This window comes from Aestuariicoccus sp. MJ-SS9 (assembly GCF_032586235.1).
Classification (GTDB): domain Bacteria; phylum Pseudomonadota; class Alphaproteobacteria; order Rhodobacterales; family Rhodobacteraceae; genus Aestuariicoccus.
On record NZ_JAWHTD010000037.1, the window covers coordinates 1 to 16,881 of the forward strand.

The window sequence follows — 16,881 nt, forward strand, 5'->3', positions numbered from 1 at the left end:
CACCTCCACATATGGTGAATCACAAAATCCGGCACGTGGAAATCCCATCGATTCAGATTTCAAGGATGACGCTTTAGCCATCTTCAATTGATTTGCAAGAGGCTCGCAGTTTTCTTTACATAAATTGTCTATAGCGCTCGCGGCCCGTTAGGTCGACCGCGACCTTTCCCCCGACATGGCAGAGGCTCAGCGGCTCAACCCAACACGGCCCGACGGGTGCAAAGGCCCGGCAAAATGGACCCTTAGTTGCTGGGAGTACTTTCCTGACCGCCGATGTTTATGACAACCGGCCGATTTTGATCCGTGTCCTCCGATGTATCGAAATCTTCACTTTTCCTCGCCTTGATCGTCCCGTACTGGATCAGGACGTTCCCCGTGTTTTCCACTCCGCCGATGGCCGTCGTGTAGGGTGTTGCCCCGCCATCACGAATGACGCGGATGGTTGTTCTTGGATTGATGTGTTCGGGGTAAGAAATCGAATATACCAAAGGCTCTGATGAAGCGGCATATGTTTGCGCGATGTCGAGCACGATGGGAATGTCGTCAGGCTTTGCGACGTTTCCCTTGAGGTAAATCCGATTGTTTATGACGCTGACAGAGATTGTTGACCCCGGAACGGCGTCATTGATCAGGGCTTGAAGCTTGGGCTCCACCTTGTCGATCGCGATCTGAATTTCGATCTCGCCCATATATTCGTCCTGTTCGCCGAAGATTGTGAGGTTCGTAAGCCCGACTTCCTTCGTCTGGATGTACAAAGACGATTCCGTAAGCGGAAACGCATCCACGACCCTTGTGTCGCCGATCGCCACGTTCTTGTAGGCGTCGTCAAAATACACCGTCCAGATTATCCCCGGCGACAGGACCATGCGCTGCTTGGTTTCCGTGCTCAGACTGACACGGCTGATGGAGGTTTCCTGCGCATGCGCCTTGGTCGCGAAGGTGAGCGTAGCTGCCGCTGTGCAGACGGCCAGGATGCCGCAGAAGCCAGCTTTCCGAAATCTGTGGAAATTCCTTACGGCGGATTTCTTATTCATGGATTTTTGCCTCCATCCAATGACTGCTTCCTCAACAGCTTCGAAAAACATGCTAACCGACTTTGAGATCCTGTCAAAGGACTGTGCATAACCAGGTCTCGGAGCGTTGCCCGTCGGTATCGGAAGGCTGGATGGGCGGCGCCTTGAAACCTTGCGCCTGCCCTACCGGACAACCTGGAAGGCAGAGATGGGGGCGTCAATTTCCGAAACACGCTGCAACCAGCCGGGAAGCGGGCCGGTTTGCAGTATCTTCCCGAAAGAGCCGTCGGCAAATCGCGTTCCGCTGCAGATCACGACATAATCCGCCTTGTATTCGACGAACCTTTGCAATGCGGCCTCTGGCGAACCTGCAAAGGGCAATACGCCGTTGAGCATTGCTGCGCCGCTGCGATGATAGGGCACAGAAGTCACGCTGTGATCTGTGAAGAGAAGAATGCGCGTGCCCATGTTCAGAGGTGACATGATCGTCGCCGGCGGTAGTCCGTCGAGCTGCGCCAGCGCGTTTTGTGTCAGGCATTGACGGTCGGGCACACTGAAGGCCGGACCGAGGTTCGGCTTCGCTCCGGTGGAGGCACGGGCCGAGGTGTTGATGAGCGCGGTGATGACCTGCGGCACCATGACGAGGATGACGAAGACGACCAAGAGGCCGAGGCGAAGAATGGCGGACCGGATCCGCCGGGATTGAAGCAGCGCCGCGAGGATGGCGCCGAACGCCACCATCTGCACCGCGCCGCCCCAGGGCATGGCGCGAAACTGGTAGAAGGTGCCAGCGGTGCCCAGCAGCAGGAAGACGGCCAGAATTCCCCAAGCACGCCGCGCGCTAGCAGAGGTCAGCCAGAGCCACAGAACCGATACGGTGATCAGCAGATGCGGAACCAGAATTGCAATCGCCATACCTTTTCTGTCGCGGATCATCTCGAAGGCGGACATGTTTTCCGACACCGTGTCTATGACCAGACGTCGCGCCAAAGGGTCGGCCTGGGACAGCGGTCCGGACAGGCAGGCCGAGTATAGCGGGAATGCCGCGACCAGAAGCAGGCCAACCGAGATGAGGGTATAAAGCGCGCGCACAGGCCATCGCCGCAGGCGGTGCAGCAGCAGCGCGGCGCCCAGGGAAAAGAGCAGCGCCCTGAGGGTCAAGGCCAGATACGGCGCGGACAGGGCGTCGCAGGCAACGCGCCCCCATTCGGCAGGCGATGTCTGCGCGACAAAAAGTACAGGGGCCAGAGCGCCAAGACCCGTTCCGACTCCGAGCAGCCGGGTTTCAGAAAACGGCCGGTCTCGGATGTAATCCCAGGTCAGGATCGCTCCGGCGACGCAGAGAAATACAAAGGTTTCCAGACCGACGGCGAGTGAAAGCGCAATGACCGCGCCGATCGCGAGCCCGTTTCGATCTGGTTTGATCCAGAGATGACCTGGCGACCACCACCGACAGGCAAGCGTGGCCGACATCCGAGTTTCAGCGACGCGGCGATCCAGACATGTCTGACAATGAAGGTGCTCTTCGGCATGCCGTTGCGCCAGACGACGGGGTTCGTGCAAAGCCTGTTTGAGCTTGTCGGTTTGGACTGGGTGGTACCGGACTTCAGCACCCTGTGCCGCCGTCAACGAACGCTGAACGTTAGCATCCCCTATCGTGGCGGTAAGGGACCACTGAACCTGCTGATCCCCTCTCGGGACATCACTTCGTGATGCCCTGCCGGGCAGTGGACAGCACCGGCATCAAGGCCGAAGGCGAAGGGGAATGGAACGCCCGCAAGCACGGTGGTGCTAAACGCCGTCTATGGCGCAAGATACACATCCACTGCCCGGCAGGCGATTGCGCAGCAATCTGCCGAGAGGGGCATCGATGAAGAAACGCTGGAAGTCCGGGCCGTCCATTGCCCGGCAGGCGATTTGCATCGCAAATCTGCCCCGAGGGGAGATCACCGGAAGCAACATCGGAGATGCACCTGTCCTACCGGAACTGCTGGAGCAGATCCCGCCGGATCAGAAGATCGGTAGCGTCACCGCCGAAGGTGCCTACGACACCCGAAAGTGCCACGAAGCAATTGCCGCTCGAAACGCCGCCGCTGTCATACCGCCCCGAAAAAACGCCAAGCCATGGAAACCGACGAGCCCGGGCGCCGTCGCACGCAACGAAGCTCTGCGAGCCTCAAAGTACCTGGGTCGCGCTATCTGGCAACGATGGAGCGGTTATCACCGCAGGAGCCGTGTCGAGTCCAAGATGAACTGCATCAAGCTGCTTGGTCAGTCATTGATGGCTCGAGACTTCGATCGTCAGGTCGCGGAATTGCAGGTCCGCATCGCCGTGCTGAACGGCTACACCGCGCTTGGCATACCCGTCACCGTGGCCGTAGAGTAAATCCGTCCGGGGAAAGGGGAAGTCCGCCCCTTGGCTGATTTATGCAACAACGCCCTTTCAGGTGGTTCCGATCCTAGCGCAACATCGCTGAAACCGAAGGAGATCTTCGTTCCTTCCCAGAATTGCGTCGAAGAAATCACTTTCTGGCTGCGGCCTGGATGAGGCATTCGGGCGTTCTGCGGTTTTTGGGATTCATGACGGAGGCAAGTTTCACCAAAGATCAGAAAGCATTTGTCGCGACGGCGATTGTCCCGCACACTCGTCGCGACATTTAACCAAAAGTGCCCACGAGAGACCGATTTGAACCGTTTCGAACACCAAGCGCCTCCGAAGACCATCGAAGAAACCGGCCTGAACCCAGGCTTCCTGATCGGGCTGACGTGCAAGATCCTCTACGAAGGCGGCACCATGACCCCGGCGGACATTTCCGGCGTGATCAGGCTGCCCAAACTTGTCTGCCGCCAGCTCATCACGGAAATGACCGCGCTGAACCTGGTCGAGTCCCAAGGTCTGGAATCCGCGGATATCAAGTCCGACATTCGATACTCCCTGACGGACGCCGGACGGAAGTGGGCGCTCGAGGCCATGCTGGTGTCGCAATACATTGGGCCGGCGCCGGTCTCGCTGGCGCAGTTTCAACGCCAGATCGAACGCCAGTCGATTTCGCATGAGGAAGTGCATCGCAACGATCTGGAGAAGACACTCAGCCATCTGGTGATCCCAAAGGGCATGATGTCTCAGCTGGGTCCGGCGGCGAATTCCGGGCGGTCGGTTCTGCTTTATGGTGAGCCGGGCAACGGCAAGACTTCGATCGCCGAAGCGCTGGGACGCTCCTTTCACGACACGGTGTTCTTTCCCTATGCCGTTGTCGTGGGCGCGCAGATCATCCGGTTCTTCGACGAAACCCTGCACGAGGTCGCTGACCTGCCTGAAGACGCCGAGCCGCTGGATGGCCGGTGGGTTCCCTGCAAACGTCCGGTCGTCATTGCCGGCGGGGAACTGACGCTTGACATGCTGGATCTTTCCTTTGAGCCGACGGCCCGGTTTTACGAAGCCCCGATGCACCTGAAAGCACTGGGTGGCGTCTTTGTTCTCGACGATTTTGGGCGGCAGAGTTCGACACCGCAAGAGTTCCTGAACCGCTGGATCGTTCCGCTGGAAAAGGGATTCGACATCATGTCGTTGCACACCGGCAAGAAATTCACCGTTCCCTTCGACCAGCTCGTGGTCTTTTCGTCGAACATGCTGCCGGAAGAGCTTGGCGACGCCGCATCGCTTCGGCGCATCTATTTCAAGATCTTCGTCCCGTCTCCGACACCGGACGATTACATGCAAATCTTCGAAGACGCCTGCCAATTGTACGGGCTGGTCTGGCGGCGCGACGTCGTCAGCAGCTTTTTCAAGCGGGAATACGAGGACCAGAACGTCGTGACCTCGGGCGCGCATCCCGGGTTTCTGCTGCAGCACATCAAGGCCGCGTGCCGGTATCTCGACCGGCCGGTGGAACTTTCGGAAGAGTTGCTTCAGATTGCCTGGAAGAACGTTAGCAAATCAAAGCGCCGCGGCAGCCCTGACAAGTCCTGGGCCCAACGCACATTTGGTGCCTGACAACAGCATATCCTTTGGTACCCACCCGGCGGCTGGCGCAGAACATGGTTAAGTAAGTGTTTCAGGAAACAGTGCTTTTCCCCACGTGTGCTTGAGTGGAGCCGGTCTGGCGGGTACATTCCATCGGCGTTCGCAGGACAGTACCCATGTTTCATCTCTTTATACTGTGTTCCGGTTTTGCCGCGCTTGTGAATCTCGCCATCGGCTATCTTTTGTATGGGATCGGCGGTCTGAACGGCGTGTTCGGTTACACCTTCAGCGTTTCCTGCGCCTTCCTTTCGGGGATGGGAGTCAGTTTCGTGCTGAACCGGCGGTTCACCTTCGATGCCACGGACCGTGCAGCCAGAACCCAGCTTCCCGATTTTCTTGCCGTCTCGATCGGGGGCCTCATGCTCACGGCCGGATTGTCGAACCTTCTGGTGTACTCTCACCTGCTCGTACTGCCGCTTCCGAAGGCAATCACTGTTGCTGAAGAGACCACGGCACATTCCGTTGCTGTCGGCCTGACCGCAATTTATTCGTATTTCGCGCATAAATATGTGAGTTTCCGGAAAAAGGCATCGGGTGGTGCGGCTCTGGCTTCGTTGGAAACGGGTCTGCAAACCAGCGGAAATTGACGAGCAGGCAGTTCATGGCAAGTCAGAAAATCGCCCTAATCGTAGGCGGGGGACCGGCGGGGCTAACCGCTGCCTATGAATTGGCCACGCGAAGCGATATCAAGCCCGTCGTTTTCGAAGCGGATGACCAGGTCGGCGGCATTTCGAAGACCATCACCTACAAGGGCAACCGTATCGACATCGGGGGGCACAGGTTCTTTTCCAAGTCCGATCGGGTTATGGACTGGTGGGCCCGGATGATGCCGCTCGAACGCGGCGGCGCTGGCAAGGGCCCCCTGACGATCAGCTATCAGAACCAGCATCGCGACGTCGATGTCGCGGGCGCGGGCGCGGATCCCGAAACCGAGGATGAGGTGATGCTGGTTCGCAGCCGGGTGTCCCGGATTCTCTTCGGCCGCAAGTTCTACAGCTACCCGATCAAGTTTTCCTGGCAAACCTTCGCCAACCTGGGCCTGAGCCAGACTGTCGGGATCATCCTGAGTTACGCCAAGGCGCGGCTGTCCCCAATCCGGCCCGAGCTGACCTTGCGCGATTACATCATCAACCGGTTCGGCGTGACGCTTTACGACACCTTTTTCAAGAACTACACCGAAAAGGTCTGGGGCGTTCCGTGCGAGGAAATCCCCGCGGACTGGGGTGCGCAGCGGATCAAGGGCGTTTCGATTTCCGCTCTTGTCGCGCATGTGCTGAAAAAGGTCCGGCCCGGGCGGAGGGACCTTTCCCAGAAAGACATGGAAACCAGCCTGATCGAACGGTTTCTCTATCCCAAGCTCGGTCCCGGCCAGCTTTGGGAGATCGTCGCGCGCAAGGTCGAGGACAACGGCGGAGAGGTTCACATGAACACCTGCGTCACGGGCGTTCATCATGAAGAGGGCCGGATCACCGCGCTGGACATCAGACAGCCCGATGGCGGCACCGAAACGATCCGCGGCGACCTGATATTTTCCTCGATGCCGGTTCAGGAACTGGTCCGGGGCTGGCAACCAGCTGCGCCCGAGACGGTCCAGAGCGTGTCGGACGGGCTGACCTACCGCGATTTCATCACCGTCGGTGTCTTGCTGAAACGTCTGACGCTGGCCGGTGGTGTCGATGCGGCCAGCCTGGCCGACAAGGTGCCAGACAACTGGATCTACATCCAGGAACCGGACGTGCAGGTCGGGCGGTTGCAGATTTTCAACAACTGGAGCCCCTATCTGGTGGCCGATCCGGACACGATCTGGATCGGGCTGGAATATTTCGTCAACGAGAGCGACGATTTCTGGTCGATGCACGACGATCAGATAAAGGCCTTCGCGATTTCCGAGCTCGAGGCCCTCGGCGTCGCCGCGCAGGGCGATGTCCTGGACTCGGTCGTGGCCCGCACCAAGAAAGCCTATCCCGCCTACTTTGGAACCTACGACCGGTTCCACGTGATCCGCGACTACGTCTCGACTTTCGACAATCTCTACTGCGTCGGCCGCAACGGGATGCACCGCTACAACAACCAGGATCACTCGATTCTCAGCGCCATGGTCGCAGTCGACGGGATCATCGCGGGCGAGGACACGCGCGACGCGATGTGGAACATCAACACCGAGCAGGAATATCACGAGAAAAAGTCGTAACCACGGGACAGGCAAAAGGTTGAGCATCTTGGAAACCCCTCGGTCGTCAAGCCCTGGCCAGACGAGCTTTCCAGTGGCGTTGGGTCTTTTGGCCATGGCCGCGACCTACCTGTTGTCGCGGCCGCTTTCGGGGATGCTGGTACATGACGCGATGCTCTATGCGGCGCAGGCCCTGGTGCGGGCCGATATCGGGTCGATCGACAAGGACCTGACCTTCATCGCCGGCAACCAGGCCCGGTTTTCGCTGTTTCCATCCCTGCTGGCGGCGCTGATCGAGACGTTCGGGCTGATCGGGGCGATGATCCGGGTGCTTGTCGTTCTGACACTCTTCTGGCTCGGGTCGCTCTGGATCCTGATCGTCGCGCTCTATGCGAACTGGCACCACAGGGTGCTGGCCTTCATGCTGGTGCTGGCGCTTGCCCCCCATTATGGAAATGGGGTTCTGTCTTACGGCGAACCCTTCGTCACTGGGCGCGTAGCGGCCGAAGGTCTGGGGATGCTGGCCATCGCCAGCGTCTTTTTCCGCCGCCCCATCATCGGACTGGCCGCGCTTCTGATCGCGGCGGCGGTTCATCCACTCGTCGCGATGGGCGCCGCGGGCATATGGCTGGCGTTGCTGCTACGGAGCGTCGGCAAGTTCCTGGCCGTGGCAGCGGTGCTGGCCGCAATGGCCGCCACGTTGGGGCTGACGGGGATCGGTCCGTTCGCTTGGCTTTTCGAAACCCGCTCTCCCGCCTGGGTCGCGCATCTGCTGGCCTACGAGTCGCTGGGATTTCCCAGCAGTTGGGGTTACCGGTTTTTCGTCGTCCCGGCGCTACCTTTCTTCTTTCTGGTCATGACCTTAAAATGTGGCGAAGCGCGCTCGGGCGCTCTGGCGCGGGCGACTCTGCTTGTTGCCGGCCTTGGCCTGATCGTCGCCGGTTTCGGGGCCGATCTGATCGGAAACCGCCTGATCAGCGTCATTCAGCCATGGCGAGCGCTTGGCTGGTTGACGCTTTTGGGTAACCTTATGGCCCTGCGTGTGTTTCTGGACGGGCGGTTTGGGTCAGCAGGACGGTGGCTTTTTGTGGTGACGCTCGGGGTCAACGTGGCCGAGCACTTTCTCTCCACGATGCCTGCGTTTTCGGCGATTCTGGCGTTGCTGAGCCTTCTTTATCAATGGAGCGAACGTGACGGTTTGATGTGGCGTTGGGTGGGGGCATTCGCGCTGGCTGCCGCGACGCTGACAGTTCTGGGGGTCGCAAGCTTGATCTTCAGCCGGATACAATTCGACGGTGGCGATGCCTTGCTGTCCCTGTCGCGAATCCTGCTCGCTGGTCTGCTGGTTTTGGCGGTCACGCGGCTCGCCGCCGCCCATGCGCTTGGTGTCGTCTGCGTGGCTCTTGCCGTGGGGCTCTGGACATACGACGCCAGAACCCCCTGGCAAAAGTACATCGAGTCCTACCGCCACCTGCCGTCCGATCTGGCACAGCGGTTGCGCGGGCGAACCGTCTATTGGGAAGACGGGCTGCCGGTGATGTGGTTCAAGCTCCATCAGCCGCAATTCTATTCCTGCAATCAGAAATCCGGCTCGCTGTTTTTCGAAGAGCAGGGATTGGAGTTCGAGCGCCGCGCAAAGGCGCTGCTCCCGCTCAAGACATTCGATTTCCGGCCCGAGCTCGCCCGAGCCTGCCCGGTGGTGCGCGATCCGGGCGCCGGCGGGCCTTTGGAGCCGGCGATGAAAAAAGTTTGCGAAAACCTGCCTGAACTCGACGTGATCGTGTTGAGTGAACCGGTCGGATCGCTTGCGGCGCCGTCTTGGAGCATCCCAAGCGAGGCCCCGGCGCGGACAGTTTACCTCTACGAATGCGCGGATCTGGTTGTTCGCCGCACGCGCCCGGCGGACGGCTGATGTAGCATATTCATCGCACTTTCCACCTGACATGATCACAATCACTTGTCCCGCGCCGAAAATTTGCTGCATATTCTCCGAAAAGGTTAACGCGGCCGCGCGCAGGTTCCATTGCGTGAAGGTCAATCGCGACGTTGGGGAATTGAAATGGGCCGGGCACTACTCAGCATTTTCATCGTTTTCGCATTGTCCTCGTGCGAGAACTCGGCCTTCAGCGAAAACTTCAAGTCGCTGGCAGACACGTCCAACCGGGAATACTATCCCAGTGACGATCCCATCGTCGTGGGCAAGGTATTGTTCCGGGACGAGGCCTACGGGCGCGCATACACGAAATTCAAGAAAGCGCTTGACGTCTATCCCGACGATCCGGCTGCGTGGCTTGGGTTCGCGGCGTCGGCGGACATGCTTCGCAGATTCGACCGCGCGGATTATGCCTACCGAAAGCTGCAGCCGATCATCGGCAACAGGATCGAGTTCCACAACAACTATGGGTACTCCCTGTTGCTGCGCGGCGACCTGATGGGCGCGCGCCGGCATTTCCTGAAAGCCTATGAAATCGACCCGTCGAACGAATATGCGGCAAATAATCTGGAGCTCCTTCGGAACTCGGTGAGCTTCCCCAAGCGGGCGGCGGGCGACCTGAAGGGTATCTAGGCGAAGGTCTTCGACCACATGACAGGACTTTTGGGCGACGCCATTCTTCTGGCGGCCATAACCGTCCTGCTCCAGATCGTCAGAGACGATTTCTGGAACCTCAAGATCCGGAACAGAGCATCGCTGGCGCTGGTCGGCTTGTACGTGGCGTGGGCGGCGTTGATGGGCGGCGCAACACTGCCCGGCGATCTGCTTGCCGCTTTGATCCTGTTTCTTCTTACCCTTGCGATGTGGCTTGCAGGCGCGATGGGCGCGGGTGACGTCAAACTCTCTGCGGCGCTTGGTTTGCTGATCGGCTACAAAGCCCTGGCAGTTTATGCCGCCTTGCTCCTGGTCGCTTCGGTTCTCTTCGCGGTGACGCTGGCCCTCGCAAAACGCTCAAGAGCGCCAGGCATGATAATCGGCAGACTGCGTGACATCGCGCAAAGCGGTCGGGCGCCCTACAGCATTCCCATTGCTGCGGCAGCCATCCCTTCACTTCTTTGGCGGGCCTTCACGTGACAAACAGCCCATCTTGATCGAATGCCGCGCCTGTGAGACGCTAAAAAATGGAAGTGTTCCAAATTCATGCCTATTGAATCATGTTGTGAGGGTTGTTGATGAGCAAGTTCATGCGTTCCGAAGAGGGCTTCGTGCTGACCTTCGCCTTGATTATCCTACCGATCTTTATCGGGTTTGGCCTGTTGATCATCGATGCCGGCCGCGGGAATAACGCTCACGCGGACCTCGCCGCGGCGGCGGATTCGCTCGCCCTGGCTGGTGCGCGGGAGCTTGACGGCGGCGTCAATGCGATCCCACGCGCCAAGGCGGCGATGTCGAACCTGACGAATACTGTCAGCATGCTGGCCAAGGAAGGCGATGATGTCGAAATCGAATTGGTCTACGAGGATGTGGCCGGGAACGAATTTCAGGTCGCCTTTCTGGAAGATATTCCTGAATTTGACACGACTCCGATCGATAGCGCGTGGCTCGCGGCGAACAGCACGAACTTCAGTCCGGATGCAAATTATATATATGTCCGGGCGCAGTCGCAGAACCTCGAGACGGTTTTCCTGAACCCGGTCAACCTCTTGCCATCTTCAGTTCCTATCGTTGCAACAGCCGTCGCAAAGTCTACATCCGCCGCTTGCGACGTGCCGCCAATCTATATGTGCAACCCGTTCGAAGAAGACACGGACATCGACGGCGACCAGTTGCAGGTTGAATTCGCCTTAGGAAATCTTCATGGCCGCATGATCCGCTTGCATCCGCCGGGCGGTCTAACCCAATCGCCCGGTAACTTCGGCTTCTTGTCCATGCCCGGCAACCCGGGCGCGGATGCGATCAACGACCTTTTTGCTGGGGCGACCAATTATTCTTGCTACTCAAATGAGACGGTTACTACCAAACCTGGGGCGTCCGACGCCATTCGCCAGGGCATCAACACACGGTTTGATATTTATTGGGGTCAGTACAGTGGTGGCGGCCCGCCCGGCAGCTTCCAACCGGTTCCTGCGAAGAATGTCCGCAAGGGCGCGGCACCTGCGATAAACGGCCCCAACTTTAACGATTGTGTCGCGCAGGGTGGCAATGAGGCTTCCCCAGGCGGCGGTCCGGGTGCGGTCATCGGGGATGACCATGTAATGGACCTCGAGACAGGTCTTTTCAATAGTAACACGAATATTTCCAATGCATATGGCCTGCCCGACAACTCCAGCATGAGTTCTATCGCCGGAAGCGATCTGGGATATTCACTGGGGGCCGACCATAACTGGGATATCAACGAGTACTTCTCCAGGAATTATGGGGTGAACACGAGTAATCCGCCGGATACGTCAGATGAACCGCATCCTCAAAACGTTACATCCTCGTTCACAGGGCTGACGCCCTCACGATACGACGTATACCTCGCAGAAATCGCCAACGACTGGCACCTCTCACGTGCGCCTGGCGATCCTTCGACCCCCGCAGATGATGGCGAAACTGGCGAGCCTCAGTGTGGAGCTCCGGCCAGTACCGATCCAGATGCAGAAGATCCTCGCGTTTTCGCTATTGCAATCATCGATTGCAATAGCCAGAGCGTCGAGGGCGGCGGATCGAACACTTACGTGGTCAACAGCTATGCGAGCGTTTTTCTCACCCGGCCGATGTTCCGGTATTCTCCTGCGACCGACAGCACCATCGACATCGAAATCATCGACATCACAGGCTACGGCGGCAACGGAACGCTGGAGACCTTTGTGCGAGAAGAAGCTATTCTTGTTCGATGATCGGATGGAGCCGTCTGGATTTGAACCGTAGTTTCTGACGGTTGGATCACTTTCTTCAAGTGCTTCGGAAAGCGGTTTCGGCGCTTGCGCCTGAGCCTGTGTGGGATCCGATCAGTGGTGATTCGGCACGGAACGAAAATTTAACTAGCGCATAAATTGTTTTCTGAATAATACATCACCTTTAATGAGAATTTTTGTCAACCTCCCCGCACCAATGTTGTCACAAGGCCAACATTTTTTCGCATTCCCCTGAAAAATAAGGTGCTGGCACTATTCGCTTTGACTTGTGTCATCATTGTGGCGAAATTTGGACAGTAGCTGTTGGTAGAGCAGTCTATGACAAGCTTTCACAGCAGTTGGAATGGGTGCAAGCTTACAACTAGAGAGAGAAGTATGATGGTAAACGGATTTGTTTATTTGCGCGGGCTCTTCAATCGGCTACGGTGGGAAGAGGATGGTCTGGCGCTTACGGAATATCTGATTCTGCTGGGGCTTTTGACCGCTGTTGTGGTTATCGCGGTGATTACATTCGGCGAAAACCTCGGGTTGGGGTGGCAAGCTTGGGCGGACTGGTTGACTGGTCTGAACGCGCCGCCAGCGCTACCGACCTGACGCCTACGAGCCTATGGCAGATGGGCCATAGAATGATCAAGGAAATGATCCGGCCCGGCGGGCCGGATCAGCTTTGTTATCGTTTTGGCGGTTTGACGTTTAAGCCTGGTCAAAAAAGCCTTGGTCCAATCCGGTGAACTGAATGCTGGGATGGATGCAAAGAGAGCGGAATCCGGGCAGTGAGTACTTGAGGAAACAGCGATGCGGTTCTCTACGATAGTCAGTCTTCTGATCGCCATTTTGTTGGCGGGTGCGGCAGTCTACGGAGCTCAGACCTGGCTGAGTACAGAGCGTGCTCAATTGATGTCGCTTCTGCAACAGCAGCAATCGGCGCCGCAAGAAGAAGCGCCGAAAGACACTATTGTTGTTGCAAGCGAGCCGATTCAATTCGGCGAATTGATCAACTCGACCAATGTGCGGGAAATTGAATGGTCCGGCTCTTTGAAGCCCGACGGCCACTTCGTCAAGATTGAAGACCTTGTGATCGGCGAGTCCGATGAAACCGCGCGTTTCGCCCTGACGTCTATCGCAATCGGGGAGCCCGTGCTGACATCCAAAGTCACCATTCCAGGGCAGCGGGCCAAGCTTTCGACCGCCCTGGCCCCCGGCAAGAAGGCCGTTTCGATCCGGGTGAACGACGTTTTGGGTGTTGCCGGCTTCGTTCTGCCCGGCGACCGCGTGGACGTCCTTCTGACCCGCGGCAACTTCGTCGACGTGCTGCTGCAAGGCGTGAAAGTCTTGGCGATCGATCAGAAATCCGATGAGCGTCAAGACAATCCGAGCGTTGTGCGAACGGTCACGTTCGAAGTAAACACCGAAGAAGCACAGAAACTGGTGCTTGGTGCGCAGGTCGGAACACTTTCCCTGACGCTGAGAAATCTTGCATCGACCGACATCGAGAGAAGCGAGCGGATCACGATCAACGACCTGGACGAACTCGATTTTGCCGACGACCTCGTGCAGGGGCAAAATCAGGAAGAAGAACCCGCAGAACCGGTGATCGACCCGTCAGTCGCGCGTCTGGACGAGCTGGAAAAGTTGCTAAAAGACCTCTCCGAGGGAGTTTCCGAGAAAATTTCCGTCGTCGAGGAGAAACTAGACAAGGAACCTGTTATACAAGAAGTCGTCAAAGAAGTGGTCGTCGAAAAGCCGCCCATCATTCCGGAGAAGAGTACGGTCGGCGTGATCCGAAACGGTCAACGGAACGAGTACAAAGTGAACCGAAGTGACGAAGAGGCGGAAGACTCTGCAGAACTGGAAGAACAGGTAACGCAATAGCGACGACGGCAGGAAAAAACAGATGCAGAGGCATCGGGAAGAAATCGGGTTGATCACATGAAAGAACTTAGCAGGGAAGCCAGGCTTGTTGCGGCGAGGTTCCGCAGTGCAAGGCTTGCGGGCGTGCTCTCCGCGCTGCTCGCTTTTGTCGCCTTCACCTCTCAGGCACAGGCGCAGGTGCGGGACATCATTATCGACGATGGCATCGTGTCCAAGGTCCAAATGGCGCCGGGAACCACGCTCACCATAGAAACCAATCAGCCGTTTGCCGACATTCTGATCGGGAACACTGCCGTCATCGACGTGTTTCCTTTGACAGATAACTCGCTCTACGTTCAGGCAAAGACCACCGGCACGACGAACGTCACGCTCTATTCGGTCGATAAGCAGCTGCTCGAGGTGGTCGACGTCCGTGTCCGGAACGATTTCACTGAGTTGGAGCGCGCGATAAGGTCCGCTGTGCCAAGCTCCAGGGTCACCGTCGACAACGTCAACAACCGTATTCGCCTTGGCGGAGAGGTTAAGGACAATGTGGACCTGAACCGTGTTGTGCAGATCGCGCAGCAATTCGCGGGCGAAAACCCCGTGATTAACGGGATCCGGGTCAAGAGCGCGCAGCAGGTCGAACTGGACGTGCGGATCCTCGAGGTCGAACGCAACGCGGGCCGCAATCTCGGCGTGAACCTGACGGGAGCTGGCGCAACGACCGGGCGTCCCGTCTTCCAGACCCAGTCATCCGGAACTTCGGGCGGCACGCCGTTTGGGTCTTTCGTGGGCGAGCTTCTCGAAATCTCGGGCGTCCAAATCGATTTTGTTATCAATGCGCTAGAGTCGAAGGGCCTCGCTCGCAGGCTCGCCAATCCCAAACTCATCACCACCAGCGGGATCGAGGCGAATTTCGTGGTTGGCGGTGAAATTCCGATCAGCAGGACAACCGTTGGCGACAATGGCAGCGTCGGAACCGAGACCGGATACAGGGAATACGGGGTCCGGCTGAACTTCCAGCCTGTCGTGCTGGATGAGGGGCTCATCAATCTCAGGATCACCCCGGAGGTTTCGGACGTCGATTTCTCAAACCTTGTGAACGGTCAGCCGGCCTTCATCACGCGGCGTGCGGATACCACGGTCTCGCTTCGTGACGGACAAAGCTTCGCGATTGCGGGGCTTTTGCAAGCCAACAATGCGCGCAATATCGAGCAATTGCCCTGGCTCGGGCAGCTTCCGGTGATCGGCGCGCTGTTCCGGTCGACCGGGTTCCAGAAACGGGAATCCGATCTGGTCATCCTGGTGACGCCGCGCCTCGTGCGGCCGACCGCCCCGAACGAAAAGCTCGCGAGCCCGCTGGACGACACACGGTCGACCAACGACATCGAGCTTTTCCTGCTTGGAATGATGGAAGTCGACAGACCGCTGCTTCGCCGTTTCCGCGAGGGCGAGGGTGTCGTCGGACCTTATGGCCATATCATAGATTTGGAGTTCGAAGATGGCGTCATCGAGAAGAAATAAGGGCGTTGCTGTCGCCTTTGCTCTGGCCATCCTGCTCGGCGGCTGCGGCGATTATCTGAATAACCGCGATCGCGTGGCGTTACGTGCCGGAAACGCACATGAATCGAACACTGCGATTCAGAGCATTCAGGCGTGGCCGCCGGAATCCTATAATACGGATATCGAAAAGGGCGGTTAAGGCCGTCGCCCGGTGGAACGGCTTCGCCGGGCGCGGCGGGCCGTCAAAACTGGCTTCGGTTTTTTAAGTGTGCCGCCTGCGGGCGAAGTTCGCGGGCCTTTGCAAAGGGAAGTCGGCCAAAACATGCGTTTCCTTTTGAAAAAGTTCATTTCTGACGAGCGTGGCGTGGTCTGGGTTGAAGCCCTTCTTGCGATTCCTCTTCTCACTATCATTACGATTGGCATACTCGAATTCGGCACCATGATGTGGCAACGGGAGCAACTTCAGAACGGCGTCCGCGACGCCGCCAGATATTGGGCGCGCTGCCGGCCCACGGACCAAGGCGCGTCCTACATGCCCTGCAGCATTCAAACGGCTAGGAACATCGCATTTTATGGCGACCCGCGTGGAAGTGTCGATGCTTTCGGCGATCCTAACCCGTTACGTGTTCCCGGATGGTATGACGGTGCGCCCGGAGCCACACTCGATATCTTGCCGGCGACGCCGCCCACCGCCCCGACGGCGGATAGTCTCGTCAGTGTCGAAGGACGGGTGCTTTATCAGGGCTCACCGCTTTACGCTGCAATTCTCGGGGATGCCGTGACGCTCGGGTACTACCATACGACGAGGTATATCGGATGGTAGGCAAGGAACGCATCAGATCGTTCATTCGCTCGGAAGACGGCATTTCGATGACGGAAGCACTGATCATTATGCCCATCGTCCTCCTGGTGATCACAGCCATGATCGAATTTGGCATCCTGGTCTTGCAGTGGAACCAGTCCGTTAAAGCTCTGCAGGTGGGCGCTCGCCTGCTTGCGGTGTCGACGCCGCTCGTCGACGATTACGAAGACTTAGGAGATTTCGGCGGAACAATCGGTGAGGGGGAGCCCGTCCCATCCGGGGTTGCTTCCACCGGTTGCGGAGCTGGTGCGCCGGTGGCCTGTCCCAGTGCGCGGTTGAATAGGCTGATGACCGGCGGGGATGGCACCTGCGAGCCGACGACACCGGCCATCGACCGTCTGGTCGGAGTGTGCGACGTTGCTCCCTGGATCCGACCGGAAAACTTGCAAGTCACCTACTCAAGAGCTGGTCTGGGGTATGTCGGAAGACCCGCCGGACCCGTCACAACGATTACCCTGGAACTGAAAAATCAAACTTTTGAGTTTGTCCTTCTAGGCGCCCTTTTGGAATATTTTACCGGGGGCACATTTAGCAATGTGCCGATGCCACCGAATGCTGTGACCATCACCAGCGAAGATCTTAGCGATTGCCGAACGGCGTGTTGAATGAATTTTGGTTGGAC

Annotated in this window: 15 protein-coding genes and 1 pseudogene; 14 read left to right on the top strand and 2 right to left on the bottom strand. The window is 58.0% G+C overall.

The genetic code is table 11. From position 1 onward, the window contains the following. Positions 1–242: 242 nt before the first annotated feature. Positions 243–1,034: a pilus assembly protein N-terminal domain-containing protein gene (locus RXV88_RS18480; protein WP_316294980.1), complete on the bottom strand. Its 792-nt coding sequence runs from the start codon at positions 1,032–1,034 to the stop codon at positions 243–245. A 162-nt stretch (positions 1,035–1,196) separates the two neighbouring features. Beyond that, positions 1,197–2,486: a hypothetical protein gene (locus RXV88_RS18485; RefSeq protein ID WP_316294981.1), complete on the bottom strand. Its 1,290-nt coding sequence runs from the start codon at positions 2,484–2,486 to the stop codon at positions 1,197–1,199. Here RXV88_RS18485 and RXV88_RS18490 point away from each other — a divergent pair. The 14 genes and pseudogenes from RXV88_RS18490 to RXV88_RS18555 form a co-directional block, all read left to right on the top strand. Next, a pseudogene (locus tag RXV88_RS18490) lies at positions 2,412–3,399 on the top strand (IS5 family transposase); the annotation flags it as partial. The gene RXV88_RS18485 and the pseudogene RXV88_RS18490 sit on opposite strands and share 75 nt — an antisense overlap. A 300-nt stretch (positions 3,400–3,699) precedes the next feature. After that, positions 3,700–5,007, top strand: a complete 1,308-nt coding sequence (locus RXV88_RS18495; protein WP_316294982.1) for an AAA family ATPase — start codon at positions 3,700–3,702, stop codon at positions 5,005–5,007. A gap of 146 nt (positions 5,008–5,153) precedes the next feature. Then, the gene (locus RXV88_RS18500; protein ID WP_316294983.1) at positions 5,154–5,624 is read left to right on the top strand and encodes a GtrA family protein; all 471 of its coding nucleotides are present in this window, start codon (positions 5,154–5,156) and stop codon (positions 5,622–5,624) included. Between the two features lie 14 nt (positions 5,625–5,638). After that, positions 5,639–7,228: an NAD(P)/FAD-dependent oxidoreductase gene (locus RXV88_RS18505; RefSeq protein ID WP_316294984.1), complete on the top strand. Its 1,590-nt coding sequence runs from the start codon at positions 5,639–5,641 to the stop codon at positions 7,226–7,228. Positions 7,229–7,322: 94 nt separating this feature from the next. After that, entirely contained in the window at positions 7,323–9,119 is a 1,797-nt protein-coding gene (locus tag RXV88_RS18510; RefSeq protein ID WP_316294985.1) for a hypothetical protein, read from the top strand. Between the two features lie 111 nt (positions 9,120–9,230). Further along, entirely contained in the window at positions 9,231–9,773 is a 543-nt protein-coding gene (locus RXV88_RS18515) for a hypothetical protein (RefSeq protein WP_316294986.1), read from the top strand. Between the two features lie 18 nt (positions 9,774–9,791). Next, entirely contained in the window at positions 9,792–10,274 is a 483-nt protein-coding gene (locus tag RXV88_RS18520) for a prepilin peptidase (RefSeq protein ID WP_316294987.1), read from the top strand. Positions 10,275–10,372: 98 nt separating this feature from the next. Further along, positions 10,373–12,022 (top strand): pilus assembly protein TadG-related protein, encoded by a 1,650-nt coding sequence (locus tag RXV88_RS18525; protein ID WP_316294988.1) that lies wholly within the window; start codon positions 10,373–10,375, stop codon positions 12,020–12,022. A gap of 393 nt (positions 12,023–12,415) precedes the next feature. Next, positions 12,416–12,634 (top strand): hypothetical protein, encoded by a 219-nt coding sequence (locus RXV88_RS18530; RefSeq protein ID WP_316294989.1) that lies wholly within the window; start codon positions 12,416–12,418, stop codon positions 12,632–12,634. 201 nt (positions 12,635–12,835) lie between these two features. Further along, positions 12,836–13,912: a Flp pilus assembly protein CpaB gene (gene cpaB / locus RXV88_RS18535; RefSeq protein ID WP_316294990.1), complete on the top strand. Its 1,077-nt coding sequence runs from the start codon at positions 12,836–12,838 to the stop codon at positions 13,910–13,912. A gap of 57 nt (positions 13,913–13,969) precedes the next feature. Next, positions 13,970–15,418: a type II and III secretion system protein family protein gene (locus RXV88_RS18540; RefSeq protein ID WP_316294991.1), complete on the top strand. Its 1,449-nt coding sequence runs from the start codon at positions 13,970–13,972 to the stop codon at positions 15,416–15,418. Continuing rightward, entirely contained in the window at positions 15,396–15,596 is a 201-nt protein-coding gene (locus RXV88_RS18545; RefSeq protein WP_316294992.1) for a hypothetical protein, read from the top strand. Before RXV88_RS18540 ends, RXV88_RS18545 begins: the two co-directional genes overlap by 23 nt. Before the next feature lie 12 nt (positions 15,597–15,608). After that, positions 15,609–16,220 (top strand): TadE/TadG family type IV pilus assembly protein, encoded by a 612-nt coding sequence (locus tag RXV88_RS18550; protein WP_316294993.1) that lies wholly within the window; start codon positions 15,609–15,611, stop codon positions 16,218–16,220. Then, positions 16,214–16,864, top strand: a complete 651-nt coding sequence (locus tag RXV88_RS18555) for a TadE/TadG family type IV pilus assembly protein (RefSeq protein ID WP_316294994.1) — start codon at positions 16,214–16,216, stop codon at positions 16,862–16,864. The genes RXV88_RS18550 and RXV88_RS18555 overlap by 7 nt, the downstream gene beginning before the upstream one ends. Positions 16,865–16,881: the final 17 nt, after the last annotated feature.